Here is a 26,154-nt window from a genome sequence, read left to right on the forward strand (position 1 = left end):
CCGAAGGTACAGGGCCCCTGGTCCGGTGCCGCGTCCGCTCAGGGGGCGAGCGGCGAAGGCCTCGGGTCGAGCACCGCCGAGACGATCGCTTCGATCGCGAACTCGCTCGCCCGTGCGAGCTCGACGTTGCCGCGGTCGAGCAGCCACTGGACCTGCAGGCCGTCCATCACCGCGAGCACGGACGCCGACGCGCGGTCCACGCTGTCGGGCGCGTCCACGCCGCGCTCGGCGCACATCACGCGGAACGCCTGCCCGACCTCGGCGCGCAGCTGCGTGTAGCGCTCCTCGAAGTACTCGCGGCCGGGGTTGCCGTCGGTGACGGACTCGGCGGACAGGACCGCGTAGGCCTGCACGATGCCGGGACGCTCCTCGTTCGCGAACGCGGTCCGCACCAGGTGGCGGAACAGCTCTGTGCCGTCCGGGATGTGCTGGCCCTCGATGCCCTCGACGTCCGTCTCGTCGCGGTAGCGGAGCACCTCGACGAGCAGGCGGTCCTTGGTGCCGAAGTGGTGGAGGATCCCGGCGTGGGTCATGTCGACCTGCTCGGCGATCTCGGCGAGCGGGCCGTTGTTGTAGCCCTTGGCGCCGAAGATCTCGAGCGCGGCGCGCAGGATCTCGCGCCGCCGCGCCACCGTCTCCGGCCGCGGCTTCGATGCTCGTCGCGTGGTCGTCATGATCCCCCTCGGCTGTGATCCGGGCCGATGGTGCCCGGTCGACCTGCATCGGTCGCCGGGGGCCGCCCGTTCAGCCAGGTCAGGGCCGAGTCTACGCACGTGCGCAGACCCAGCGGTCCGACGCTCCGATGGTCACGGTTTCGCAACAGGCACCGCCCGGGGTTGAGAAAGTTACTGACAGCACAGTAAGTTACCCGACAACGACCGGGGAGACCCGGGCTGCTCGACGATGAGGAGAAACCGGTGACGCTGCCGTCGCTCGACGCCCCCGAGGCCTACGCCACGCTCGAGGGCTGCCGCGCCGCCGCACGGGCCCTCCCGCTCGAGCGGAAGGTGCTCCTCCTCACCGGCCGGACGATGTGGAGCCTCCACGGGCTCCCCGAGCTGGGGCTGCGCGGGGTCACCTTCTCCGACGGCCCCGTCGGGGTCCGGGGGCTCGGCGAGACCGAGGGCGAGACCTCGATCCTGTTCCCCACGCCGAGCGCGATCGCCGCGACCTGGGACGTCGCGCTCGCCTTCGAGGTGGGTCAGGCCTTCGCCCGCGAGGCGCGCACGCACGGGGTCGACGTGGTGCTCGCCCCGCAGGTCAACCTGCAGCGCACGCCCGCCGGCGGCCGCCACTTCGAGTGCTTCTCCGAGGATCCGTTCCTCACCTCGGCGATCGGCGTCACGGTGGTGCGCGGCGTCCAGGACCAGGGCGTCGCCGCGTGCATGAAGCACTACATCGCGAACGACTCGGAGACCGAGCGCACCTCCTACGTGTCCCGCGTCGGCATGCAGGCGCTCCGCGAGGTCTACCTCGCGCCGTTCGCGGAGGCGGTCGAGGCGGGCGTGTGGTCCCTCATGGCCGCGTACAACGGCGCGGACGACGGCGTCGAGTCGGCGCCGATGATCGCGCACCGTCACCTGCTGGTCGACGTCCTCAAGGACGAGCTCGGCTTCGACGGCGTCGTGGTCTCCGACTGGGAGGCCACCGGCGAGGCCCAGGGCGAGGCGGCGGCGAACGGCGGGCTCGACCTGGTGATGCCAGGACCCGGCGGCGCGTGGGGCGATCGCCTGCTCGCGGCGGTGAGGGACGGTCGCGTCCCCGAGCGCGAGATCGACGACAAGGTCGCGCGCATCCTCCTGCTCGCCCACCGGGTCGGGGCGCTCGATGCGCCCGCGGCGCCCGTCACGCACGCCGAGGACCTGCGCGACCTGGTGCGGCGCGCGGCGGCCTCCTCGATGGTGGTGCTCCGCCGCGCGGACGATGCGCCGTGGGACCGTCCGGCTCCCGCGAGCGTGGCGCTGCTCGGACCCAACGCGCTGCGACCGCATGTGCTCGGCGGCGGCTCGTCGACCGTGCGCCCCGCCCACGTGGTGTCGCCCGCCGAGGGCATCGCGGCGCGCTGGCCCGGCGCGCGCATCGTCCTCGAGCGCGGCGGCGACCCGCGAGCCTTCGCGCCCCGGCTCGACGTCGCGGGGGTGACGGTCGTGCAGCGGGACGATGCCGGGGTCGCCCTGGGCGACGCGACGGTCGCCGCCTGGGACGGCTGGCTCCGCGACCTCGACGCGGAGGCGGCCGAGGTCGAGCTGACCGCCGTGGTGCGCCTCTCCGCGCCGGGCGCGCACCGCCTGTCCGTGGGCACGGTCGGTGCGCACCGCATCGTCGTCGACGGCGTCGAGGCATCGGCGAGCGACGTCGCGGTCGGCGTCGACTGCGTCCTCGACTCGTCGGTCAACAACCCTGCGGGCGCCGAGGTCGAGGTCCACGTCGCGGAGCCTCGCGACGTGACCGTCTCGGCGCGGCTGCGGGTGATCGACGCGGGCGGCTACGGCCGGTTCGTGCGCGCCGAGCTGCGGCACGCGCTGCCCGGACCGACCGCCGAGCAGGAACTCGAAGCGGCGGTCGCGGCGGCGCGAGCGGCCGACCTCACGGTGGTCGTGGTGGGCACCAACGAGGAGTCCGAGTCCGAGGGCTGGGACCGCGTCACGCTCGCGCTGCCCGGCCGTCAGGACGAGCTGGTCGCGCGGGTGCTCGAGGTCGCGCCCGACGCCGTGGTGGTGGTGAACGCCGGCGCCCCCGTGCTGCTGCCGTGGCTCGAGCGGGCGCGCACCGTCCTGTGGGCGTGGTTCCCCGGCCAGGAGGCCGGGCACGCGCTCGCCGATGTCCTCGCCGGAGTCGTCGAGCCCGCCGGGCGGCTGCCGTGGACCCTCCCGGCGCGCGAACCCGACGTGCCGGTGCCGCATGCGATTCCCGAGCGCGGCATCGTCCGCTACGACGAGGGCGTCCACGTGGGCTACCGCGGCTGGGAGCGCTCGGGCGCCGTGCCGGCCGCGCCGTTCGGGCACGGCCTCGGCTGGTGCGACTGGGCGTACGGGGCGATCGGGGCGCCACGCGTGACCGCCGACGGCGACGTCGAGCTCGACGTCGAGGTGGCGAACCGCGGCGGGCGCGACGCCCGCGAGGTGGTCCAGGTGTACCTCGAGGCACCGGCGGGCGCGCACGAGCGCCCGCGCCGGTGGCTCGGCGGCTTCGCTACCGTGCAGGCGCGGCCCGGCGAGACCGTGCGAGCGCGCGTGACCGTCGCGCGCCGGCGGTTCGAGGTGTGGGACACGGAGGCGGGCGCGTGGGCGCTGCCCGCGGGCGAGTACCGCCTCCGTGCAGGACGGTCCGTTCGCGATCTTCGGCTGGACACCGCGGTCCGGCTCGAGGCGCCCGAGTCGAGGAGGAGGGACGGCGGGGACGCGGCTGCCCGCACGATGCGGGATTGACAACGAGGTCGATGGCGGCTGGGAGGCCGCCGCAACGAAGGAGAAGAACATGAGGATGAGGAAGTCCTCCCTCGTGGCCATGTCCGTGGCCACCACCCTCGCGCTCGCCGCCTGTGCAGGCGGCGGGGGCACCAGCGACGACCCGTCGGAGACGGGCGACGGCGGCAGCGGCTCGACGCCCCAGGCGGGAGCGCCGCTCACCATCGCGAAGCCCGACGGCGCCATCGCGACCGAGTCGAACAACCCGTGGGTCGGCGACTCGTCGGGCCTCAAGCTCGGCTACATCAACGCGATCCTCGAGCCGCTCGCGTTCGTCAACACCATCGACCCGACCGCGGATGTCACGCCGTGGCTCGCGTCGGAGATCGCGTGGTCCGAGGACGGCACCTCCGTGACCGTGACGGCGCGCGACGGCGTCACCTGGAACGACGGCGAGCCCTTCACGGCCGACGACATCGCGTTCACCTACCAGATGTTCCTCGACCACCCCGAGCTCGACACCGCGGCGCTCGGGCTCAACGCCGTCGCGCAGGACGGCGACGCGGTCACCCTCACCTTCGACGGACCGATGTTCGTCAAGCAGGACAAGGTGCTGCACAAGTACATCGTCCCCAAGCACGTCTGGGAGACGGTGGACGACCCGGCGACGGCGGACAACCTCGAGCCCGTCGGCACCGGCCCGTACGTGCTCAGCAGCTTCTCCACGCAGTCGGTCGAGCTCACCGCGCGCGACGACTACTGGGGCGGCGACCTCGCCGTGCCGACGCTCTACTACGTGTCGTACAACGACAACACGGCGCTCACGACGGCGCTCGCGACCGGCGACGCCGACTGGGCGCAGGCGTTCATCCCGAACGTCCAGAGCGCGTACCTCGACAAGGACGCGGACCACAACATCTACTGGGCGCCGCCGGGTCTCGCGATCGACACCATGTACATGAACCTGCAGGAGAAGCCGTTCGACGACGTCGCGTTCCGCAAGGCCGTGAACATGGTCGTCGACCGCGCGAAGCACGCGGAGATCGCGCGTGAGGGCGGCGTCCCCGAGCTCACCTCGGTGACCGGCATGCCGACCCCCGTCGGCGACTCCTACATCTCCTCGGAGTTCCAGGGGCAGTCCTACGCGGTCGACGTCGACGGCGCCCGCGCGCTGCTCGAGGACGCCGGCTACACGTGGTCGGGCGACCAGCTGGTCGACCCGGACGGCGAGAACGTGACGTTCGAGCTCCAGGTCCCGCAGGGCTGGAACGACTACGTGACGGGCATCTCGCTCATCGCCGACTCGGTCAAGGCGCTCGGCGTCGAGGCCACGGTCCAGACCCCCGACGTCGACACGTGGTGGAACGACAAGTCGATCGGCGACTTCCAGGCGATCCTGCACTGGACCGACGGCGGCGCCACCCCGTACGACATGTACAAGTCGATGATGTCGAAGGAGTGGCTGGTGCCCATGGGGGAGCCGGCCAACAACAACTTCGGCCGCTTCGACTCCGACGAGGCCACGCAGGCGCTCGACGACTTCGCCATGGCGGCGGACGATGCGACGCGTCAGGCCGCGATGGACACGATCGAGAAGGTCTTCGTGGACGAGGTGGTGACCATCCCCGTCGGCACCCGCCCGTCGATCGGCGAGTGGAACACCCGCAGCTACGTGGGCTGGCCGTCGGACGAGGACCCGTACGCGGACCCGAACCCGACCATCGCCTCCGCGGTGCTCATCCTCACGCGCCTCGAGCCCGCGAGCTGATGCACCCTCGCCTCGGTGGGGCCGGGTCCGCCCGGCCCCACCGAGGCCGCACCATCGTCCACCGCAACAGGAAGCATCCCGTGACCACAGAAACCCTGCTGACCGTCTCGGACTTCAGCGTCGTCTACGACGTCGACCCGCCGGTCGAGGCCGTCCGCCATGTCTCGCTCGAGCTCGAGCGAGGGGAGATCCTCGGGCTCGCGGGGGAGTCCGGCTGCGGCAAGACCACCCTCGCCTACGGCATCCAGCGGCTGCTCAAGGCGCCCGCCGTCATCACCTCGGGGCACACGGTGTTCCACGACGAGTCGGGCGAGGACATCGACATCAACGCCCTCGACGCGGACGCGATGCGCGCGTTCCGGTGGGACAAGGTGTCGATGGTGTTCCAGGGCGCGATGAACGCGCTCAACCCGGTCGCCACGATCGGCCGCCAGCTCGAGGACGTCTTCCTCACGCATCGTCCCGGGATGCGGCGCGCCGAGCGGCGCGAGGAGTGCGCCGGCCTGCTCGACCTCGTCGGCGTGGGGCGCGAGCGGCTGCGCAGCTATCCGCACGAGCTCTCGGGCGGCATGCGCCAGCGCGTGATGATCGCGATGGCCATGGCCCTGCGCCCGCAGCTGATGATCATGGACGAGCCCACCACCGCTCTCGACGTGCTGGTGCAGCGCGAGATCCTCGAGCAGATCTCGGACCTCCGCGCGAAGCTGGGCTTCTCGGTCATCTTCATCACCCACGACCTGCCGCTGCTGCTGGAGATCTCCGACCGCATCGCCGTGATGAAGGACGGCGTCATCGTCGAGCTGGCGAGCGCGCTCGACCTCTACTCGGACCCGCAGCACGAGTACACGCGCCGGCTGCTGGCGTCCTTCCCAAGCCTCACGGGCGAGCGCGGCGACTTCGTGCGCGGCTCGGAGCCGCAGGCCGCGACCACGGAGGCGTCACGATGACCACGCTCGAGCTGAGGAACGTCTCCAAGCGCTACCGCGTGCGCGGCTCGGGCGACATGCTCGCCCTCGACGACGTGAGCTTCTCGCTCACGTCCGGCCAGACCATCGCGCTCGTCGGGCAGTCGGGCTCCGGCAAGTCGACCATCGCCAAGATCCTCACGCAGCTCGAGCGCGCCACCTCCGGCGAGGTGCTGCTCGACGGCGAGCCCATCCCGCATCGTGGTCCCGGCCTGCGCCGCTACCGCCAGCGCGTGCGCATGGTCTTCCAGGACCCCTTCGCGTCGCTGAACCCGTACCACACCATCCGTCACCACCTCGAGCGGCCGCTCAGGCTCGACAAGGTGGTCCCGGCGGACCAGGTGGAGGACGAGGTCCGGAGCCTGCTCGCGCGCGTGCGGCTCGACCCCGATGCGACCATCGACCGCCGCCCGCACGAGCTCTCGGGCGGTCAGCGCCAGCGCGTCGCCATCGCCCGCGCGCTCGCGTCGCGCCCCGAGCTCCTCATCGCGGACGAGCCCGTGTCGATGCTCGACGTGTCGATCCGCCTGGGGGTGCTCAACCTCCTCGCGGACCTGCAGCGCGAGTCGAACCTGGGCGTCCTCTACATCACGCACGATCTCGCGACGGCGCGCCACTTCTCCGACGAGATCATGGTGCTGCATCACGGCGTGGTGGTGGAGCGCGGACCGGCAGACGACGTGATCCTGCGCGCCCAGCACGAGTACACGCGTGCGTTGCGCGGCGCCTCGCCAGACCCCGACAAGCACTTCGCGGACCCCACGGGCCGCGCCGTCACGAGGAGCTGACGTGCGATTCCTGCTGCGCCGCCTCGCGTTCTACGCCTTCACCGCCTGGGCCGCGATCACCATCAACTTCTTCCTGCCGCGGATGATGAAGGGCGACCCCATCACCGCGTACCTGCAGAAGCATCAGAGCGAGTTCAACCCCGAGGCGATCGACTCGCTCCGCACGCTGTTCGGCCTCGACTCCGACAAGCCGCTGATCCAGCAGTACTGGGACTACTGGGGGCAGCTCTTCTCGGGCGACCTGGGCCGCTCGTTCTCGAAGGGCCTCGCGCCCGTGTCCGAGGTGATCGCCTCGGCGCTGCCGTGGACGCTCGGGCTCGTGGGCATCGCGACGATCTTCAGCTTCTTCATCGGCACGTCCGTCGGCACGTTCATCGGCTGGCGGCGCGGTTCCCGAGCGGACTACGTGGTGCCCTTCGCGACGTTCTTCTCGACGGTGCCGTACTTCTGGATGGGCCTCATCGTCATCGCGATCTTCTCGACGCGCCTGGGCTGGTTCCCCGCCTCCCACGCCTACGACAAGGGATCGTCGCCCGAGTGGTCGTGGGACTTCATCGGCCAGGTCGTGGCCCACGGCACGCTGCCCGCGCTCACCATCGTCTTCGCCTCGCTTGGCGGCTGGGTGCTCGGCATGCGCAACATGATGATCACCGTGCTCGACGAGGACTACGTGACCGTCGCCGAGGCCAAGGGCCTGTCGCCCCAGCGCGTCATGACGCGCTACGCGGCGCGCAACGCGGTGCTGCCGCAGCTGTCGAGCTTCGCGCTCGCGCTCGGCTTCATCGTGGGCGGCACCCTGGTGATGGAGCTCGTGTTCTCGTACCCCGGCGTCGGCAAGCTGCTGCTCGACGCCACCAACGCCAAGGACTGGCCGCTCATGCAGGGGCTGTTCCTGGTCATCACGCTCGCGGTGCTGGTCGCGAACATCCTCGCGGACGTCGCCCACGCGATGCTCGACCCGCGCACCCGGATGATGGAGTCCTGACATGTCGCTGACGACCATGCCCGCCACCGGCTCCGTCGAGGAGAACCGCTCGACCGAGCCGCAACGCCCCTCGGCGCTGAGCCGCCTCGGCACCGCGTTCGCGATGTTCCGCAACCCGAAGTCCCTCGCCGGCCTCGTCATCCTCGGGATCTTCGCCCTCGTCGCGATCCTGGCCCCGGTGATCGCGCCGTTCGGGCCGCTCGAGAAGGACTTCAGCGCGCTCAAGCAGCCGCCCTCGGCCCAGCACTGGCTCGGGACCACCCACCTGGGCGAGGACGTGTTCAGCCAGATCGTCTACGGCACGCGCGGCGTGCTCGTCGTCGGCCTCGTCGCTGGCGTGCTCGCGACCCTCGTCGCGGTGATCGTGGGCGTCGCGGCGGGCTATCTCAGCGGCTGGCGCTCCGAGGGCCTCTCGGCGCTCACCAACGTGTTCCTCGTGATCCCAGGGCTGCCGCTCATCATCATCGTGGCGTCGCAGTACGACGACCCGAGCATCGTGCTCATCTCCGCCGTCATCGCGATCACGGGCTGGGCGTGGGGTGCGCGCGTCCTGCGCGCGCAGACGCTGTCGTTGCGCAACCGCGACTTCGTGCAGGCCGCCAAGGCCAACGGCGAGCGCCTGTGGCGCATCATCGCCGTCGAGATGCTGCCCAACCTCACCGCGATCATCGCCTCGAGCTTCGTGGGCACCGTGACGGCGGCCGTGCTCGGCCTCACGACCCTCGCGTTCATCGGCGTCATCCCCATCACCAACCTCAACTGGGGCACCATCCTCTTCTGGGCCCAGCAGAACGGCGCGTTCCCCGACTTCTGGTGGTGGTACGTGCCGGCGGGCCTGTGCATCGCGATCCTCGGGACGGCGCTGTCGCTCGTGAACTTCGGCATCGACGAGTACGTCAACCCGCGACTCCGCTCCGCGGGCGAGCGCGCGCGGGCCATGCGCAAGAAGGGCCTGTCGATGGCCAGCGGCGTCACCGCGGTGCGCGTCGCCCCCGAGGACGTGGACGATGCGCCGGGCGGGACCGCTTCCCCCGCCGCCGAGGCGTCGGCCACCACCGCGGCGGGGGGCGCAGCCCCCCGGCCGTGACGCGATGCGGGGGCCGCGGCGCCTCCCCGGCCCCCGCATCGTCCCCCCGTACGACGAAGGCCCGTGGCATCGCCACGGGCCTTCGGTGCGGGACGGCCTACGCCTCGAAGCCGACGCGGCGCTTGGTCTCCTCGCCGATGTCGACGTAGCCGAGCGCGGCGCCGGGCACGATCACGCGCCGGCCCTTCGCGTCGGTGAGGTCCAGGGTGCCGCCGGCGACCGCGGCATCGACCGCCTTCGTGACCGCGTCCGCGCTCATGTCGGTGTCGATCGCGATCTCGCGGGACACGTTCTGCACGCCGATCCTGATCTCCACGGCAGCCTCCAATGCTCAACCTCGGTGATGTTCGCCCTTATCCTAGGGCGATGACTCGGCGCTCCGGAGGCCTGTTCGCGGGCAGGGGAATCGCCCTCCCCGGGGTGTGGGTGACGGTGGTCGCGATCGTCGCGTGCTTCGCGCTCGGCATCGGCGCGGGCTGGCTGACGGGCCAGGTGCCCGGGTGGTACCGGGCCTGGAGCGAGCCCGAGCCCAGCGCGTCGCCGTCGCCCAGCGCCACCCCCGAGCCGGACGTGTCCGTGCCGTCGCTCGCGCCCATCGAGCGCGACCTCGACGCGGACGATGCGGCGGCGGGCGTGCTCACCACCGCGGTGGTCGAGCGCGGCGAGGGGACCTTCACGCCGGCGGTCGGGTCGGGCGCCTCGGCGACGGCGTCCGCGGGTCCGTCCGCCTCCGCCGACGCCGTGCCGACCAAGTACGTGCGCATCGACGTCGAGGACGGCGTGACCATCGACGAGGCCGCGCTGGTCGACTACGTGATGACCACGCTCAACGATCCGCGCGGCTGGGGCTCCGCGGGTCGACTCCAGTTCGTGCTCACGGAGGGCGCGGCCGACGTGCGCGTAGTGCTCGCGAGCCCGTACACGCTCGCGCTGCGGTGCCCCGACACGCATGCCGCCGCCGAGGTCGCCGGCACGGGCACCGGCGCGTCGCCCAGCCCGTCGGCGGAGGGGGCCGAGGGCGCCTCGGGCGCCTCGGGTGCCGCGGACGCCGCAGCGTGCGCGACGGACGGCATCGTCCCGCTGTCGGTCTACGACTGGACGGCCGGCCTGGAGCGCTACGGCGACCGGCGCGCCGCGTCGCGGGTCTACCTGCTCAACCACGGCGTGGGCCACGTGCTCGGCAGCGCCGACGCGACGTGCGAGTCGGGGCGAGCGGACGTCATGGTGGATCAGGCCGCGATGAGCAAGGAGTGCAAGGTCAACCCGTGGCCGTTCCCCGACGCGACGGCGTCGTGACGCGCGCTGTCGTACCCCGATGATGTGATGCGGTCATGACCACGCTCCGGCTCCTGCCCGCGCCGCCCGCCGTCGCGCTGCCCGGGCTCGACGCGCCCCAGCAGGCCGCGGTCGAGGCGGCGCTCGCGCCGCGCGCGCCGGGCCGCGCGGGCCACCTCGTCGTCGTCGGCGAGGCGGGCTCTGGCAAGACGACCGTCGCCGCCGCGACGGCCCTCGCCGCGGTCGAGCGGGGGACGGACACCGCGCGCCTGCTGGTCGTCGCCGCGACGCGCGCGGGCGCTGCGAGGCTGAGGGACCGGCTGTCGCTCGCGTTCGACCGGCCCGTGGGCGCGCCGGTGGTCCGCACCGCCGCGTCCGCGGCCCATGCGATCCTCACCGCTCAGGCGACCGTCCACGGCGAGCCGCCGCCGGTGCTCGTCACGGGCGCCGAGCAGGATCAGATCCTGCGGGAGCTGCTCGAGGGACATCGCCTGGGGCTCGGTCAGGCGCCGGACTGGGGTGGCGCGCTGCCCGCGGAGGCGACCGTGCTCGCGGGCTTCCGTGCGGAGCTGCGGGACCTCCTCATGCGCGCGAGCGAGGCCGGGCTCACGCCCGAGGACCTCGCCGCGCTCGGGGACCGCACGGGACGGCCGGAGTGGCGCGCGGCGGCCGCCGTCATGGACGAGTACGACGCGATCCTGGGGTGGCGCTCGATCACCCCCGACCAGGGAGCGCGCTTCGACCCCGCCGTGGTGGTCGCCCAGGCGGCGCACGCGCTGCGTACCTGGGACGGCACGGGGGAGGCGCCCGCCTGGGACCTCGTGATCGTGGACGATGCGCAGGACCTCACCGCCGCAGGCGTGGACCTGCTGCGCGCGCTCGCCGAGGGCGGCGCGAGGCTCGTGCTCCTGGGGAACGCGGACGAGGCGGTCCAGGGCTATCGCGGAGCCCTGCCCGCCGCGCTCGCCGAGGCCACGGCGCCAGATGGGCTCGGGGCGGCGCTCGTGCGGCTCGGCACCGGGCATCGTCAGCAGGGCGCGCTCGCGGCGGTCACCGCCGCGACCGTCAGCCGGATCGGGACCTCCGGCGTAGGGTCGGCGCGCGGCGCGGTGCCCGCGCCGGTACCGGGCGGCGGCGTGTCGATCCTGCTCGCGGCGCACCGTCACGCGCACTCGCGCGCGATCGCGCAGGCGCTGCGGCGCGCGCGGCACGGCCTCGACGGTGCCGAGGTTCCGTGGGGCGAGATGGTTGTCATCGCGCGCTCCTCGGCGCGGCTGCGCGAGATCCGCGCCGACCTCGCGGCGGCGGACATCCCCTGCGAGACGCTCGGCGACGGCACCGCGCTGCATGCCGAGCCCGCGGTGGCGCCCCTGCTGGTGCTGATGCGACGCGCGGCCGAGCGGGCGCGCGGCGAGGAACACGCCTGGGCGGAGGACGAGGTGGCCGCGCTGCTCGGCTCGCGGCTCGTGGGGATCGACCCGGTCGCCATGCGGCGGCTGCGGCGAGCACTGGTCAAGGAGGAGCGCCGCGGAGGAGGCGCACGCGCCTCGGGCGAGCTGCTGACCGAGGCGATCGCGGCTCCCGAGCGGTGGGTGACCCTGACGACGCCGGAGGCGCGGCTCGCGGAGCGCGCCTCGCGCGCGCTCGCGGCGGGCACCGCGGCCGCGGTGGACGGGACCCCGGCCACCGTCGCGTGGGCGGTGTGGGACGCGCTCGGGGTCGCGGACGAGTGGCGGGCGGCGGCGCTCGCCGGATCCGCGCGCGACGATGCGGACCTGGACGCGGTGATCGCGCTGGTCCGGGCCGCGACGCTGTACGTCGAGCGCATGCCGTCGGCCTCGGTCGATTCCTTCCTCGACCACCTCGAGGGACAGGACTTCGCGCCGGACACGCTCGGCGCGAGGGGCCGGGCCGGGGACGTCGTCGCGTTCTGCACGCCCGCATCGGCCGCGGGCCGCGAGTGGGAGATGGCCGTGGTCGCCGGACTCGAGGAGGGCGCCTGGCCCGACACGCGCCTGCGCGACGCAGTGCTAGGCGCGCAGCATCTCGCGGAGATCCTCGCGGGGCGCGCCGAGGCGGTCCCGCTCGAGCCTCGCGCACGCGCGGCGTGGGCGCGCCAGGCGCGGCGCGCCGTCATCGACGACGAGTCGCGGGCCTTCGCCGTCGCGGTCTCGCGCGCACGGAGCCGGCTGGTGCTCGCGTGCGTCGACGGCGACGACGAGCGTCCGTCGCGCTACCTCGAGTGGGCGGCGGCCGCGGCCGGGGTGTCGCCGGAGCGCGCCGACGCCACGCCGCGCGTGACCGACCTGCGCTCCGCCGTCGCGGCGGTGCGCGCGGCGGCCGCTCCCGCCACGGGAGCGGCGCGCGAGACGCACGTCGAGATGCTCGCGCGGCTCGCCGCGCTGGGCGTCGCGGGCGCCGACCCGCGCGAGTGGCACGGGGTCCCCGAGCCGTCGTCCGAGGCCGGCATGTGGGATCCCGAGCAGCCGGTCCGGGTCTCGCCGTCGCGCCTCGAGGTGCTCGAGACGTGCCCGTTGCGGTGGGCGCTCGAGACCGCGGGCGGGACCGCCGCGGCGAGCGAGAAGCAGAGCCTGGGCACACTGGTCCACGAGGTCGCGGCGGAGCTTCCCGAGGGCACGCACGCGCAGCTCGCCGCCGCGCTCGAGGAGCGTTGGCCGCAGATCGCGGGGACCGAGACCTGGCCGGACCGCATCCTCAAGGAGCGCGCCGATGCGATGATCCGGCGGCTCGCGGGGTACGTGGCGGGCGTGCGCGCCGGGGAGGTGCGCGTCGAGCAGCCGTTCTCGGTGCAGATCGGGCGCGCCGTGGTCGCCGGCAGCGCCGACCGGGTCGAGGTGACGGACGGGCGCGCCCGCATCGTCGACCTCAAGACGGGCACCGCGGTGTCGAAGGCGGCGGCGGAGGAGCACGCGCAGCTCGCGATGTACCAGCTCGCCGCCGAGCACGGCGGGTTCCGCGACGTCGAGGGGGCGCACGGGGCCTCGCTGCTGTTCGTCGGCGGCGCGACGCAGGGCGCCAGCGAGCGCGCGCAGCCCGGCATCGACGTGGAGAAGGAGCGGACGCGGCTCGCCACCGCGGTCGACACGATGGCCCGCGCGACCTTCGAGGCGGTCACCAACGACAGGTGCGCATCCTGCCCCGTGAGGCGCTCCTGCCCGGCGTGGCCCAGCGGACGGCAGGTGACGGACGGATGAGCGAGGCGAGCGCGCCCATGGACGCGATGGACGAGGGCCTGGTGCGGGGAGAGGCGCGCGACGCGCGCGCGCTCGCCGCCCTGGTGACCGGCCGGCCGCCGACGCCCGAGCAGGAGGAGGTCATCGGCGCGGGCCTCGAGCCGATGCTCGTGGTGGCCGGCGCGGGGTCCGGCAAGACGGAGACGCTGTCGCTGCGCATCGTGTACCTGCTCGACCATGCGGAGGAGCTGTTCGGGACGGCCATCAGCCCCGACGAGATCCTGTGCCTCACCTTCACCCGGAAGGCCGCGGCGGAGATAGCCGCGCGCGCGGAGGACCGCATCGCGACCGCCTTCGGATCCGATCCGTCCCGCCCTCCGGCCTCGGTGTCGACCTACAACGCCTACTCGGCGCAGCTCGTGGCGGAGCACGGGCTCCGGCTTGGCATCGACCCCGACGCGACCACGCTCACGGCGGCTGCGCTGTGGCAGCTCGCTTCGGACGTGGTGGGCACGTGGACCGGCCCGCTCGACACGGACGCCGCGGTCAGCACCGTGACGGCGTCGATCGCGCGCCTCGCGGGCCAGCTGCGCGATCACGACGTCGCGCCGGGAGCGCTGCGCGAGTGGGCGGTCGCGGCGCAGGCGGCGCTCGAGGAGCTTCCCAAAAACGCCGGCGATCGCGCACCGGGGCCCCTCACCACGCGCACCGGGAGCGCGAACGACCACGCCAAGCGCATCGCGAAGCTGCGCACGCTCGCCGCGGTGGCGGAGCTGGTCGAGGAGTTCCAGCGGCGCAAGCATGAGGCCTCGCAGCTCGACTTCGCCGATCAGGTGGCGTTCGCGGCGCGGCTGTCGCGCCTCGACGCGGTGCAGGCCGTCGAGCGCGGCCGCTACCGTGCGATCCTCCTCGACGAGTTCCAGGACACGTCGCCGGGCCAGCTGAGGCTGTTCGCACGGCTGTTCGGCGCCGACCACCACGTCATGGCGGTGGGCGATCCGAACCAGGCCATCTACGGGTTCCGCGGCGCATCCGAGAGCGCGTTGCCCATGTTCGTCGCGGAGTTCGCGCACGGACGCGAGGTCCGCCAGGCGTCCCTGTCGGTGTCGTGGCGCAACGAGGGCGCCGTCCTCGACGTGGCCAACGCCGCCGCCGCGCCGCTGCGCGAGGCGTCGCGCGTGCCGGTGCTGCCGCTGCGGTCGCGAGCGGCCTACCTGGGCACCTCCGAGCCGGCGCGCCTCGCGCCGGGCGTCGACAACCTCGTCGCGGCCGATCAGCCGGGCGAGGCCGACGCCGCGGTCGCGTGGCTCGTCGCGCGTCGGGCGGAGCTCGCCGGCGAGGAGCCGCTGCCCACCGCGGCCGTGCTGTGCCGCCGCCGCGCGCAGTTCGCGCCGGTGGTCGAGGCGCTCGTGCGGGCGGGGATCGACTACGAGGTGGTGGGCCTGGGCGGGCTCGTCGACACCCCCGAGGTGTCCGACCTGGTGGCGCTCCTCGAGATCGCGCACGACCCCTCGCGGGGGGACTCCGCGATGCGCCTGCTCACCTCGGAGCGCGTCGCGCTCGGGGTGCGCGACCTCGCCGCGCTGCACGACTGGTCGCGTGAGCTCGCCGGTCCACGCGACGCGCGCGACACGGAGGCGAGCCTCGTCGACGCGCTCGCGACCCCGCCGCCCGCCGGTTGGGTCTCGACCGACGGACGCGCCCTTTCCGAGGCCGCCCACGCGCGCATCGTGCGCCTCCAGCGCGCCGTCACCGCGGTGCGCACGCGCACGTACCTGTCGCTCCCGGAGCTCATCCTCGCGGCCGAGCGGGCGTGGGGCCTCGACATCGAGGCCGCCGTCGCGCGCCCGGACGGCCGTGCCGCGCGCAACGTCGACGCGTTCGTCGACGCCGCACGCCAGTTCGCCTCCGCCGCCGAGCGCGCCACCCTGGGCGCGTTCCTCGCGTGGCTCGAGGCCGCGCGCAGCGAGGAGGGCGGGCTCGAGCTGCCCGTCAAGGATCCCGAGCCGGGCGCGGTCCAAGTGCTCACCGTGCACGCCGCCAAGGGTCTCGAGTGGGACGTCGTGGCCGTGCCGGGCCTGGTCGACGGTCACTTCCCATCCGTGGGTGAACCGTCCTCGCGTCGCCCGTACTACACCGACGGGGGATGGCGCGGCAAGGGCGTCGAGCTGCCGTACGAGCTGCGGCTCGACCGCGAGGACCTCCCGCATTGGGACTGGCGGGGTGCCGCGGACCACGGCACGCTCGCCGATTCCGTCGAGGAGTTCGAGAAGGCGTGCGGGCTCCATCGCGTCGCCGAGGAGCGCCGCCTGTTCTACGTCGCCGTGACGCGCGCACGCTCGCATGTGCTGCTGTCCGCGTCGTGGCGCGCGGGCGGCGTGACCATCCGCACGCCGTCCGTCTACCTCCGGGAGCTCGTCGAGCTCGGCATGCTCTCCGACTCCGGCTGGGAGCCGCGGCCCGAGGACGGCTCGGCGGTCGAGGTCGAGCCGGTGCGGGCCGCCTGGCCTCCGGCGCCCACGCCCGCGCAGCTCGAGCGGCGCGTGCTCGCCCAGGACGTGGAGGCGGCGCTCGCGGCGCGGTCCGCGGGTGCCGGGGGCGAGGAGCGCCCGTGGGAGGAGCTGCCGCTCGGTCGCGAGATCGCCGCGATGCTCGAGGAGCGACGCGAGCGCGAGAGCGGGATCGGCGACGTCGCGATGCCGGCGCACCTGTCGACGTCCGCGCTCGTCGCGCTGCGTCGCGACCGCGAGGCCTTCACCGCGCAGCTGCGTCGTCCGCTGCCCGCGCAGCCCACCACCGCGGCGCAGCGGGGAAGCCTCCTGCATGCCTGGATCGAGGCGCAGTACGGGCACGTGCCGTTGCTCTCGGTGGACGACCTGGGCCCGGGTGAGGACGAGGCCGACATCGAGGCGCTCACGGCGGCGTTCTCGCAGTCCGCATGGGCGTCCCGGACGCCCAGCCACATCGAGGTCGACGTCGAGGTGCCGATCGGGGGCGTCACCATCCGCTCGCGCATCGACGCGGTGTTCCCCGCCGGTGCGGGTCTCGAGCGGGTCACCGTGGTCGACTGGAAGTCGGGGTCGGCGCCGCGCGACCCGGACGAGCGCGCGTCGCGCGAGGTGCAGCTCGCCGTGTACCGGCTCGCGTGGTCGGAGTGGACCGGTGTGCCGCTCGACCAGGTCGACGCGGCCTTCCACTACGTGCGGGACGATGCCACGGTGCGCCCGGAGCGGCTGCTCACGCGCGACGAGATCGAGGCGCTGCTCGCGCCGTGACGCGGGTCAGGCGTCCTGGGCGTCGCCGTCCGGGTCGGAGGCCTCCTCGAACAGCATGGCCTCGAGATCCGCGAGCATGCCCTCGCCGTCGGCGACGATGTCCGCGTTGTCGGTGCGCACGCCGTACATGAGCCACCGCATCAGCGCCATCTCGGAGGCGAGCCGCGCGCGGTCCAGCAGGTGGGGGTCGCGCAGCTCGCGCCGGCGCCCGTGATAGGCCTCCACCACGGAGTCGAGCACGTCGTCGGGCGCGGAGGCGACCAGCCATGCGAGGTCGTCCGCCGGGTCCGCGACGCGCGCGTCCATCCAGTCGACGATCCCGACCACGGAGCCGTCCGCGACGAACACCTGGTGCTCGCCCATGTCGCCGTGCACCACCGTGGGGTCGAACCTCCACCACGCGACGTTCTCGAGCTGGCGCTCCCAGCGGTCCGCGAGGCGCGGCGGCACCTTGCCCGTCTGGATGCCCGCATCGAGCTCGGCGAGGCGGCGCGCGCGGTACTCCTCGGGCGAGTACGAGGGCAGCCCCTGGTCCTCGACCACGGCCGCCGGGAGCTCGTGGATCTCGGCGATCGCACGGCCCACGGCCGCGGCTAGCCCGGGTCCCGGCTGCAGGCCGGCGAGCATGAGCTGCGCGCCTCGCACCTCGGTGTAGACGATCGCGCGGCCCTCGTCGCCGCCGAGCTCCGCGGCCCCCATCGGGTGCGGCACCTCGAACGACACGATCCCGGCCTCGTGCGCGCGCTTGAGCGCGCCGAGCAGCCCCTTCTCGGCCTCGAGAGCGGCGCCGGCGGCGGCCCGCTTGGGTGCGCGCACGATCCACCGGCGACCCGTCGAGTCCTTGACGACGACGACCTCGAAGTCGGCGTCGGTGTGAGGGCTGCGGAGCACGTCGTACACGTCGAGCCCGGGCACGGCGACGGACGCCAGGGCGGCAAGCGCGAGCGGTGAACGTGGCACAGGCTCACGGTAGAGCCAACCGAGGCGGCGCGCCACGCTCCACGCCGCGAGGGCCAGGGACGATGCCCGCGGTGAGCCGCGTCCGCGCCGCTCGCCGACCCGCGATGAGCCGCGTCCGTGCCGCTCGCCGACTCGCGATGCCCCATGGCGCGCACCAGCCGCGGGGAACCGACCGTGAGCGCCCCATTCGCGAGGGCGGGGCGGGAGCCTCCCGCCGCCCGCCGACCGCCCGCTTCCGGCCCGCCTCCCCGAATGGGTCATCCATGGTCGGATCCGCGCCGCGCCTGTCTCGCATGGGGCGGCCCTAGACGCCACGCGCAGTACGGTGACCGGGTGAGGAACCCCTGGCCGCTCGACCTGCCCAGCCGCATCGATCGCGCCGCCGAGCGCCGCGACCTCGTGGATCTCGAGGACTGTGACGCGATCGTGGTGCGCGACGGTCGTGTCCTGACCGCCGACGGCAGGCTCGTCGAGCTCGCACCCGCGGCTCAGCCCTCCGCCGCCCTGCGGATCTACCTGGGTCGCGACGGCGACCGGGACCTCGTCGCGCTCGTCCCGGAGGACGCCGCGTTCGGCGCCGACCCCGACGGCATCGGCGGCGAGCGCCTGCGCGGGCTCCGCGACCTCCTCGCGGGCTTCTGGGACCGGGGCGCGAACGGCGAGCGCGATCACGAGCTCGCCACCACGGCCGTCGCGATCGCGAACTGGCACGCGAGCCACCCCCGCTGCGCGCTGTGCGGCGAGCCCACCGTGCCCGCGCAGGGCGGATGGGTGCGCCGCTGCGAGCGCGACGAGCGCGAGCACTATCCGCGCACGGATCCCGCGATCATCGTCGCCATCACCGATCCGGCCGACCGCCTGCTCATCGCGCACGCGACACCGTGGTCGCCGCGTCGCTTCTCCCACCTGGCGGGCTACGTCGAGCCGGGGGAGACCTTCGAGCAGGCCGTCCACCGCGAGGTGCGCGAGGAGGCGAGCCTGCCGCTCACGCGCCTCGAGTACCTCGGTTCGCAGGCGTGGCCGTTCCCGGCGTCGGTGATGGTCGCGTTCCGCGCGGTGTGCGAGCAGCCCCAGGCGCTCGCGCTCGACATGGACGAGATCTCCGAGGCGCGGTTCGTCTCGCGCGCCGAGATCGCCGAGCTGGTCGCGAGCGGCGAGGTGGTCCTCGCGCCCAAGGGATCGGTCGCGCGACGCATGCTCGAGGACTGGTACGGCGGCGACCTGCCCGAGCGGCGCCCCGACACCAGCGTCGACGTCTAGCGCGAGGCGCGACCCTCCCCGGAGCGCATCGTCCACAGGCGGCGCCAGCCGCACCGCGCTGTCGGCCCCGGCTGACACAATGGCGGCGATGTCAGCAGACCAGATCCTCGACGCCCTCGACCCCGAGCAGCGGGAGGTCGCCACCGCGCTCCACGGTCCCGTCGCCGTGCTCGCCGGCGCCGGCACGGGCAAGACGCGCGCGATCACGCATCGCATCGCGTACGGGGTGCGCGTCAACGCGTACAACCCCCAGTCGGTGCTCGCGGTGACGTTCACGGCGCGCGCCGCGGGGGAGATGCGGACGCGCCTCAGGGGCCTCGGCGTCACGGGCGTGCAGGCGCGCACCTTCCACGCCGCCGCGCTGCGCCAGCTCAGCTACTTCTGGCCGCAGGTGATCGGCGGCCAGGTGCCCGAGCTGGTCAAGCAGAAGGCGCCCCTCGTGGGCCGCGCCGCGCGCGACGCCGGTCTCAGCCCCGACCGGCTCACGGTGCGCGACCTCGCCGCGGAGATCGAGTGGGCGAAGGTGTCGCTGGTCGATCCGGCGGACTACGCGGCACGGATCGCGCGGCTCGGCCGCCCGTCGCCCGCGAACCTGCCTGCGAGCCAGGTCGCCGACGTCATGCGCGCCTACGAGGACGCGAAGACCAACGCCGTGGTGCTCGACTTCGAGGACATCCTGCTCATGCTCGCGGACATGGTGGGCCGCCATCCCGAGGTGGGCGATCAGATCCGCCGGCAGTACCGCCACTTCGTGGTCGACGAGTACCAGGACGTCTCGCCCCTCCAGCAGTTCGTGCTCGAGCAGTGGCTGGGCGGCCGCCGCGAGCTCTGCGTGGTCGGCGATCCCGCGCAGACCATCTACTCGTTCGCGGGGGCGAGCCCCGAGCACCTGCTCCGGTTCGCCCGCACCTACCCCGACGCGACGCAGGTGCGCCTGGTGCGCGACTACCGCTCCACGCCGCAGGTGGTGCGGCTCGCCAACGAGCTCATGCGCAAGCGCGGCTCCGCGGGCACCGGCGTCGAGCTCGTCGCGCAGCGACCGTCCGGCCCGGCGCCCGACTACCGCGCGTACGACGACGACGAGGCGGAGGCGCACGGCGTGGTCGCCGCCATCGAACGGCTCATCGCGACGGGCGTCCCGCCGCGCGAGGTCGCGGTGCTGTACCGCGTCAACAGCCAGTCGGAGGCGATCGAGGAGGCGCTCGCGGAGCGCGGCATCGGCTACCTGGTCCGCGGCGGCCAGCGGTTCTTCGACCGCGAGGAGGTGCGCAAGGCCATCGTCCTGCTGCGCGGCGCCGCGGTCGCGGCGGACGATCGGCCGCTCGGCGAGCAGGTCCGCGACGCGCTCGCCAGCGCCGGCTGGTCCGAGGAGCCGCCCGCCGCGCGCGGCGCCGTGCGCGAGCGCTGGGACGCGCTCCAGGCGCTCGTCAACCTCGCCGACGACCTCGCCGCCGACACGGGTGGCGCGGCGACGATGCGGGACTACGTCGAGCACCTCGTCGAGAGGGCGCAGGCGCAGCACGCGCCCGCGGTCGAGGGCGTCACCCTCACCTCGATGCACGCCGCCAAGGGCCTCGAGTGGGACGCCGTGTTCATCGTCGGCTGCTCGGAGGGCCTGCTCCCCATCACGCACGCGGAGACCGACGAGCAGCTCGAGGAGGAGAAGCGCCTGCTCTACGTCTCGGTCACCCGTGCCCGCGAGCACCTCGCGCTGAGCTTCGCGCGTGCGCGCAAGGCGGGCGGCAAGGCCACGCGCAAGCGCACGCGGTTCCTCGAGCAGCAGTGGCCGGACGCGAGGCCCATGCGCACCGCGCGCAGGCCCACGTCGGAGAAGCTGGCCGACCTCGGCCCGGAGGCGTTGCGCCTGTACGACACCCTCAAGCAGTGGCGCCTCGCGCTCGCGCAGGAGACCTCGAAGCCCGCCTTCACGGTGCTCACAGACGTCTCCCTGGTCGAGATCGCGCGCGACCGGCCCGCGACTCTCGGAGAGCTCGCGCGGGTCAGCGGCGTGGGCGCCTCGAAGCTCGACAAGTACGGGCTGCAGATCCTCGAGATCGTCAACGAGCACTAGCCTCGCGCGGAGCGGAGCACCTCGGCGACGGGCGAGTCGGCGGGCACGGCGATGCGTCCCGTCCACGCGCCGGCGTGCAGCGCGACCTCGGCCGCACCTTCGTAGCGCGGATGGTCCGTCACCTCGATGCGGTCGAGGCCGCCGAGCCCGACGGTGAGCCGCGAGGCCGAGTGCACGGGCGCCGAGCCGCGCGTCATCCACGCATGGCGGCCCAGCAGCTCGAGCGCGGTCGCGTCGCCTCCCAGCACGGCGCCCTGCACCACCATCGGCGACCAGGCGTGACCGAGCCGCCGCACCGCGCCCGCGAGCCCTCCTCCCGTCGGCGCGACGGTCCTGCGCGCGTGGCACGCCCACGCCGTGACGGCGGGATGCGCGGCGATCACGTCGCGCAGGTCCGCGGTGAGCGCGAGGTCCCCGCCAGTCTCCAACGCGGCGAGATCCGCGACGTGCTCCGGCGCCGTCCACGCGAGCGAGCCGCGGGCCGCGCCGGCTCGAGGAGGAGCGAACGCGGCCCGCAGCACGGTGGTGAGCCGCCCGAGGCCGGCGCGCGCCGAGCCGCTGTAGCGGAAGTCGATGGTGCGGCCGTCGCGCGTGTGCACGGCGTAGCGGCCACGGAGCAGGTTGACCGAGTCCTCGATCGCGACCACGTCGCCGAGCGGGACGCGGGTCGCGGTGAAGCCGCGCGGCGGCGCCGCGCGACGGGGCCCCGCATCGTGCCCGTCGCGGCTCAGCAGCGTGAGCCCCGCGTCGTGGACCGCGAGGACGTGGTCGTAGAGGTCCATGTCGGGCGTCGCGTCGCGGCGCGCGATGTTCCGCGGGACCTTGAGCGCCAGGCGCGCGGTGGCGAGATCGAGCGGGTGGTCGCGGAACAGGCGGGGGAGGTCGTCGGGCGCGGTCACGACGTCGATCCAGGGCCCGAACCGTGCGTACTCGGAGTCCGGGTCGTACCGGTCAGTCGCGGTCATGGTCGCCGATCCTCCTCAGCGCGTCGACGAGCGTGGCCAGCGCGGACGGGTCGAGACGGTCGAGGACGTAGCGCCGCGCGCCCGCCGTGTGGACGGGAGACGCCTGGGCGAGCCGCTCGCGTCCGGGATCCGTGAGCAGCGCGTCCTGTCCGCGCCCGTCCTCGGCGCTGCGCCGGCGCGCGGCCAGGCCCTTGTCCTCGAGGAGCCGCATCACGCGGGTCACCGCGCCGAGGGTGAGGCCGGTGCGCCGCGCGAGAGCGCCCACGCGCAGCATGTGCCCCGGCGCGCCCGCGAGGTGCATGAGCACGTGGTACTCGCTCAGCGACACCCCTGCCGCCCGGCCGAGGTCGGCGGTGAAGTCGCGCGGGAGCGTGAGCGCGATGCGGGCGAGCTCCTGGAGGAGCGCGTCCTCCAGGTCCGTCAGCGGGGCAACGGACGTCGGTGTCATGAAAGTACTTTAGAGGTAAATCACTTCGGCGCGCGCCCCGCACCCGCACGCGGGATGCGGTGGAGCCGGCACGATGCGGGGAAGGCCGCTCTCGACGCGCCACGCCGGAGCGGGCTCGCCGGCCAGCAGCGTCGCGATCGCCGCGACGGCGAGGGCGGCGGCCGTCGAGGACGTGAGCGGGTCGGGGGGAGGCGGCCACGACTCGCACTGACGGGCGAGCACGGGCCACGCCGCATCGTCGTCGGTGAGCGCGAGGTCGCGGCATCGCAGGCACGCTGTCGCGCCCGGCAGGACGGGCAGGACCGTCGCGCCGCGCTCGTCGGCGAGCACCGCGGCATGGGGCCCGCCCAGCGTCAGCGCGTGGCTCACGTCGGGGGCGAGCGCGCCGTAGGCGACCGCCACCTCGGCGTCGACGAGCCGGGACCCGTCGAGCCGCACGGGCGTGCCGGGAGCGATCGACGAGAGCAGCCGCGATGCGGAGCGCGCGAGCGAGGCGGGCTCGCCGGGGGCGGGGACGAGGCTCACCGACGCCGCACCCGCGCGCGCGGCGCCCTCCGCGGCGGCGACCCCGCCGGCGGAGAGGCCCCGGATGCGCACGTGGCGACCAGCGAGCAAGGGCCCCGCACCCGTCGCCGGGAGCAGGCCCGCCTGCTCCGTGCCGTCCCCGCGCCACAGCGACGGCGGGGCCGGCGCATCGTCCATGCGCTCACGGTCGCACGCCGGGACGGCGCCGGGGGCGTTGTCCACACCCGCCCGGAGACGCACGAAGGGCCGGCCCCAGGGGGACCGGCCCTTCGCGGAGCTCTGCTGGCTTTACGCCTTGCCGAGGATGCGGTTCAGCTTGGTGCCGCACACCGGGCAGGTGGCCTTCGCCATGCGACGGCCGTTCTCCGAGACGACGACGTCGCCCTCGGTCTCGCGCTTCTCCTTGCACTTCACGCAGTAGAACTCGCCCGAGTACTTGTCAGCCATTCGGCTCTCCTTCTCTCCTTGGCGCGGCGGAACGCGCCGCACGTGTGCAGGCCGCGGGGGCCCTTGGTCCCCCAGCGTAGACGCGAAGGCACGAAAATCTCCCATCGGTGGGCAGGTGTCGCGCCGTGGTCCGTGAGTACCTTACGCGTCCTCGGAGCCCAGCAGGCGCTCCAGCTCGCGGTCCACGTCGTCCTTCTCGTCGCGGGAGAGGTAGGCGTCGACCCACGCCTGCCACGATCCGAGGTCGTCGGAGGTGGGCAGCAGGTCGGGATGCGACCACACGTCGTCGCGGCCCTCGGCGCCCAGGCGGGCGTGCAGCGCGGCCCACATGGCGGAGGCGTCGCGCATCCGGCGCGGGCGGAGCTCGAGGTCGAGGAGGTTGGCGAAGGTGTCCTCCGCGGGCCCTCCGGCGGCCCGTCGGCGCCGCATCATCTCGCGCAGCGCGCCCACGTCCGGCAGGTGCGGTGCCGCGGCGCGCATCGTGACGTCGTCGACCCAGCCCTCGATGAGCGCGAGCAGCGTCTCGATGGACTCGAGCGTCGCCTTCTGCTCGTCGGAGTGCTGGGACTGGAAGATGCCCCGGTTGAGGGCCTTCTGCAGGCGCGCGGGGTCGCCCATGCCGGCGTCGCGCACCGCGTCCTCGAGCGCGTCGAGGTCGATGGTGATGCCCTGCGCGTACCGCTCCACGAGGGAGTGGAGCTGCCCCGGCAGCCACGGCGCCGCCGCGAACAGCCGCACGTGCGCGGCCTCGCGCAGCGCAAGGAACGACCGCACCGCGTCCTCGTCGATGTCGAGGCCGCTCGCGAACTCCGCGATCGCCTTGGGGACCATGACCACGCGCGGCTCCGCGAGCAGGGGGATGCCCAGGTCGGTCGCGCCGAAGGCCTCGCGCGCCATCTCGCCCGCCGCCTGGCCCAGGTGCATGCCGCACACGGTCGGGCTGACGGAGCGCAGCAGCGCCCCCGGGTCCATGCCCGCGACGGCCTCGGCGGGCTCGTCCGTGGCCCCCTCGAGCAGCCCGCCCAGCGCATGGGACACGCTCACGGCCACGGGCCCCGCCAGGGTGCGCCACGTCGGCAGCGTGGCCTCGACCCATTCCGCGCGGCTCCACACGCGCGGCTCGAGCCGCGCGGGGTCGAAGTCGGTGACCGCGTCGAGCCACAGCTCGGCGCGCGACACGGCCTGGCGATGGGACGATGCGACGGCGGCCGAGACGGACGGGTCGCCTCCCTGCGAGGCGACGCCGCGCGCGACGTCGTGCGCGAGGCTCCAGTTGACGTCCTCGCCCGAGGACTGCGCGATGAGCCCTCGGATCTGGCTCAGCACGTGCTCCATCATCGCGGGGCTCGCGGTGAGGCCCGCCTGCGCCGCGAGGACGTCGGGGTCCATGCCCATCCGCGTGAGCTCCTCGAGGGCGGCCTCCGCATCGTCCCCGAACAGCTCCCGCAGCAGCCGCATCCACGGCGTCGACTCGTCGCTCACGCTCACTCCGTTCACGCGCGCCTCCTGCGCGCCTCTCCCACGGTAACGAAGGACGGGTGCCCCATGCGGCGACGTTCGCTACCAGCAATGCCGTGCCTGGACCGCGTGCGCATCGGCCACAATGGACCGGTGACGACCACCGAGGCCACCACCCCCGCGCCCGCGAACGACGCATCGTCCTCGCGCCGAGCGACGGTGATGTCGATCACCGGGCTCGCGACGAGCGCGCTGATCGCCCTGCTCACCGTGGTGCCCTCGCCGTACGCCGTCGGCTCGGCGGGCCCGACCTTCGACACCCTCGGCACCGTCGACGGCGTCGAGCTGGTCGACATCTCGGGTGCGCCGACGTATCCGTCCACGGGCGAGCTGCGCCTCACCACCGTGTCCGTGTCGCGCGCCGGCTCGCAGCCGTTCACGCTCGGCCGCGTCCTCGCGGCCTGGGCGTCGTCGCGCCAGTACGTCGTGCCGCAGGAGCAGGTGTTCGGCACCGAGGAGCAGGAGGACGTCGCGAGCGAGCAGGCCCAGCAGGAGTGGATCTCCTCGCAGGAGAGCGCGACGGTGTCCGCGCTCGAGGCCCTGGGCCATCCCGTGCCCGCGACGCTCACGGTCGCCGGCACGTCCGAGGACTCGAACGCGGCGGACCTGCTCGAGGTGGACGATGTGATCATCGCCGTGGACGGCGAGCCCACCGCGAACTTCTCCGACCTGGTGGCGGCGGTCGGCGCCCGCGAGCCGGGCGACGAGATCGCGGTGACGGTCCTGCGCGACGGCGCGGAGGTCACGGAGACGTTCGCGACGCTCGCCGACGCCGCGGGGGACGCGGTCATGGGTGTCTTCATCGACCCCGACTTCGACCTGCCCATCGACGTCACGGTCCAGATCGACTCCGTCGGCGGTCCGTCCGCGGGGCTGATGTTCTCCCTCGGGATCATGGATCGCCTCACCGAGCAGGACGAGCTCGCGGGCGCGCTCGTCGCCGGCACGGGCACCATCGACGCGACGGGCGACGTCGGCGCGATCGGCGGCATCGACATGAAGATGATCGGCGCGAGCGACGCCGGCGCGCAGTGGTTCCTCGCCCCGGTGGAGAACTGCGACGATGTGCGCGGCAACATCCCTGATGGCTTGCGCGTTGTCGCCGTTGACACCCTCGACGACGCGTACGAGGCGATCACCCGCATCGGGGCAGGCGACGCCGACGACCTGCCCGGATGCTGAGCATGGCAGGCTAGACACAACTCGACACGAAGGA

At 73.9% G+C, this 26,154-nt stretch carries 20 protein-coding genes; 12 read left to right on the plus strand and 8 right to left on the minus strand.

Annotated features, from left to right (window positions below; genetic code table 11):
• Positions 1-38: 38 nt before the first annotated feature.
• The gene (locus tag AOM09_RS03245; RefSeq protein WP_062384189.1) at positions 39-674 is read right to left on the minus strand and encodes a TetR/AcrR family transcriptional regulator; all 636 of its coding nucleotides are present in this window, start codon (positions 672-674) and stop codon (positions 39-41) included.
• A gap of 243 nt (positions 675-917) precedes the next feature.
• Between AOM09_RS03245 and AOM09_RS03250 the strand changes: the two genes are divergently transcribed.
• The 6 genes from AOM09_RS03250 (at position 918) to AOM09_RS03275 (ending at position 9,000) form a co-directional block, all read left to right on the plus strand.
• Complete coding sequence (locus AOM09_RS03250) at positions 918-3,428, plus strand: beta-glucosidase family protein (protein ID WP_062384192.1); 2,511 nt, start codon at positions 918-920, stop codon at positions 3,426-3,428.
• 49 nt (positions 3,429-3,477) lie between these two features.
• Positions 3,478-5,175: an ABC transporter substrate-binding protein gene (locus AOM09_RS03255; RefSeq protein WP_062384195.1), complete on the plus strand. Its 1,698-nt coding sequence runs from the start codon at positions 3,478-3,480 to the stop codon at positions 5,173-5,175.
• Positions 5,176-5,255: 80 nt separating this feature from the next.
• Positions 5,256-6,122: an ABC transporter ATP-binding protein gene (locus tag AOM09_RS03260; protein ID WP_062384198.1), complete on the plus strand. Its 867-nt coding sequence runs from the start codon at positions 5,256-5,258 to the stop codon at positions 6,120-6,122.
• Positions 6,119-6,928, plus strand: a complete 810-nt coding sequence (locus AOM09_RS03265) for an ABC transporter ATP-binding protein (protein WP_062384201.1) — start codon at positions 6,119-6,121, stop codon at positions 6,926-6,928. The genes AOM09_RS03260 and AOM09_RS03265 overlap by 4 nt, the downstream gene beginning before the upstream one ends.
• A gap of 1 nt (position 6,929) precedes the next feature.
• Entirely contained in the window at positions 6,930-7,913 is a 984-nt protein-coding gene (locus tag AOM09_RS03270) for an ABC transporter permease (RefSeq protein WP_062384203.1), read from the plus strand.
• 1 nt (position 7,914) lies between these two features.
• Complete coding sequence (locus AOM09_RS03275) at positions 7,915-9,000, plus strand: ABC transporter permease (protein ID WP_439644952.1); 1,086 nt, start codon at positions 7,915-7,917, stop codon at positions 8,998-9,000.
• 97 nt (positions 9,001-9,097) lie between these two features.
• On the opposite strand, the gene AOM09_RS03280 is transcribed toward AOM09_RS03275, so the two are convergent.
• Complete coding sequence (locus AOM09_RS03280; protein WP_062384205.1) at positions 9,098-9,316, minus strand: DUF3107 domain-containing protein; 219 nt, start codon at positions 9,314-9,316, stop codon at positions 9,098-9,100.
• Between the two features lie 50 nt (positions 9,317-9,366).
• Here AOM09_RS03280 and AOM09_RS03285 point away from each other — a divergent pair, with 50 nt between their 5' ends.
• From AOM09_RS03285 to AOM09_RS03295, 3 genes are read left to right on the plus strand one after another with little or no spacing between them, the layout of a single operon-like run.
• Positions 9,367-10,296, plus strand: coding sequence for a DUF3152 domain-containing protein (locus AOM09_RS03285; RefSeq protein ID WP_169747599.1), 930 nt, complete (start codon positions 9,367-9,369; stop codon positions 10,294-10,296).
• A gap of 35 nt (positions 10,297-10,331) precedes the next feature.
• Positions 10,332-13,490: a UrvD/REP family ATP-dependent DNA helicase gene (locus AOM09_RS03290; protein ID WP_062384211.1), complete on the plus strand. Its 3,159-nt coding sequence runs from the start codon at positions 10,332-10,334 to the stop codon at positions 13,488-13,490.
• The gene (locus tag AOM09_RS03295) at positions 13,487-16,744 is read left to right on the plus strand and encodes an ATP-dependent helicase (protein WP_228375039.1); all 3,258 of its coding nucleotides are present in this window, start codon (positions 13,487-13,489) and stop codon (positions 16,742-16,744) included. The genes AOM09_RS03290 and AOM09_RS03295 overlap by 4 nt, the downstream gene beginning before the upstream one ends.
• Before the next feature lie 6 nt (positions 16,745-16,750).
• Here the strand turns inward: AOM09_RS03295 and AOM09_RS03300 are convergent, their stop codons facing one another.
• Entirely contained in the window at positions 16,751-17,704 is a 954-nt protein-coding gene (locus AOM09_RS03300) for a phosphotransferase (RefSeq protein ID WP_062384460.1), read from the minus strand.
• 333 nt (positions 17,705-18,037) lie between these two features.
• Between AOM09_RS03300 and nudC the strand changes: the two genes are divergently transcribed.
• Complete coding sequence (gene nudC / locus AOM09_RS03305; RefSeq protein ID WP_062384217.1) at positions 18,038-18,964, plus strand: NAD(+) diphosphatase; 927 nt, start codon at positions 18,038-18,040, stop codon at positions 18,962-18,964.
• 88 nt (positions 18,965-19,052) lie between these two features.
• Positions 19,053-21,035 carry an ATP-dependent DNA helicase UvrD2 gene (locus AOM09_RS03310; RefSeq protein ID WP_062384461.1) on the plus strand — a complete coding sequence of 661 codons (1,983 nt, stop codon included), beginning with the start codon at positions 19,053-19,055 and terminating at the stop codon, positions 21,033-21,035.
• Here AOM09_RS03310 and AOM09_RS03315 read toward each other — a convergent pair.
• From AOM09_RS03315 to AOM09_RS03330, 5 genes are all read right to left on the minus strand, one after another.
• A complete protein-coding gene (locus AOM09_RS03315) occupies positions 21,032-22,000 on the minus strand; it encodes a hypothetical protein (RefSeq protein ID WP_062384219.1) in 969 nt (322 codons plus the stop codon). The two genes, AOM09_RS03310 and AOM09_RS03315, sit on opposite strands and share 4 nt — an antisense overlap.
• Positions 21,987-22,448 carry a MarR family winged helix-turn-helix transcriptional regulator gene (locus AOM09_RS03320; protein ID WP_062384222.1) on the minus strand — a complete coding sequence of 154 codons (462 nt, stop codon included), beginning with the start codon at positions 22,446-22,448 and terminating at the stop codon, positions 21,987-21,989. Before AOM09_RS03320 ends, AOM09_RS03315 begins: the two co-directional genes overlap by 14 nt.
• Before the next feature lie 9 nt (positions 22,449-22,457).
• Entirely contained in the window at positions 22,458-23,150 is a 693-nt protein-coding gene (locus AOM09_RS03325; protein WP_062384225.1) for a hypothetical protein, read from the minus strand.
• A 111-nt stretch (positions 23,151-23,261) separates the two neighbouring features.
• Complete coding sequence (locus AOM09_RS15315) at positions 23,262-23,420, minus strand: DUF5679 domain-containing protein (protein WP_169746536.1); 159 nt, start codon at positions 23,418-23,420, stop codon at positions 23,262-23,264.
• A 141-nt stretch (positions 23,421-23,561) separates the two neighbouring features.
• Positions 23,562-24,917 carry a zinc-dependent metalloprotease gene (locus tag AOM09_RS03330; RefSeq protein WP_228375040.1) on the minus strand — a complete coding sequence of 452 codons (1,356 nt, stop codon included), beginning with the start codon at positions 24,915-24,917 and terminating at the stop codon, positions 23,562-23,564.
• Between the two features lie 114 nt (positions 24,918-25,031).
• Here AOM09_RS03330 and AOM09_RS03335 point away from each other — a divergent pair, with 114 nt between their 5' ends.
• A complete protein-coding gene (locus AOM09_RS03335) occupies positions 25,032-26,120 on the plus strand; it encodes a YlbL family protein (RefSeq protein WP_062384468.1) in 1,089 nt (362 codons plus the stop codon).
• Positions 26,121-26,154: the final 34 nt, after the last annotated feature.

The sequence above is a fragment of the Demequina iriomotensis genome (genome assembly GCF_000971395.1).
Lineage (GTDB): Bacteria > Actinomycetota > Actinomycetes > Actinomycetales > Demequinaceae > Demequina > Demequina iriomotensis.

Coding starts and splice junctions, on each gene's coding strand:
- AOM09_RS03285 (WP_169747599.1), top strand. CDS start 9,367: ATGACTCGGCGCTCCGGAGGCCTGTTCGCGGGCAGGGGAATCGCCCTC.
- AOM09_RS03320 (WP_062384222.1), bottom strand. CDS start 22,448: ATGACACCGACGTCCGTTGCCCCGCTGACGGACCTGGAGGACGCGCTC.
- AOM09_RS03310 (WP_062384461.1), top strand. CDS start 19,053: ATGTCAGCAGACCAGATCCTCGACGCCCTCGACCCCGAGCAGCGGGAG.
- AOM09_RS03275 (WP_439644952.1), top strand. CDS start 7,915: ATGTCGCTGACGACCATGCCCGCCACCGGCTCCGTCGAGGAGAACCGC.
- AOM09_RS03245 (WP_062384189.1), bottom strand. CDS start 674: ATGACGACCACGCGACGAGCATCGAAGCCGCGGCCGGAGACGGTGGCG.
- AOM09_RS15315 (WP_169746536.1), bottom strand. CDS start 23,420: ATGGCTGACAAGTACTCGGGCGAGTTCTACTGCGTGAAGTGCAAGGAG.
- AOM09_RS03255 (WP_062384195.1), top strand. CDS start 3,478: ATGAGGATGAGGAAGTCCTCCCTCGTGGCCATGTCCGTGGCCACCACC.
- AOM09_RS03295 (WP_228375039.1), top strand. CDS start 13,487: ATGAGCGAGGCGAGCGCGCCCATGGACGCGATGGACGAGGGCCTGGTG.
- AOM09_RS03325 (WP_062384225.1), bottom strand. CDS start 23,150: ATGGACGATGCGCCGGCCCCGCCGTCGCTGTGGCGCGGGGACGGCACG.
- AOM09_RS03265 (WP_062384201.1), top strand. CDS start 6,119: ATGACCACGCTCGAGCTGAGGAACGTCTCCAAGCGCTACCGCGTGCGC.
- AOM09_RS03290 (WP_062384211.1), top strand. CDS start 10,332: ATGACCACGCTCCGGCTCCTGCCCGCGCCGCCCGCCGTCGCGCTGCCC.
- AOM09_RS03315 (WP_062384219.1), bottom strand. CDS start 22,000: ATGACCGCGACTGACCGGTACGACCCGGACTCCGAGTACGCACGGTTC.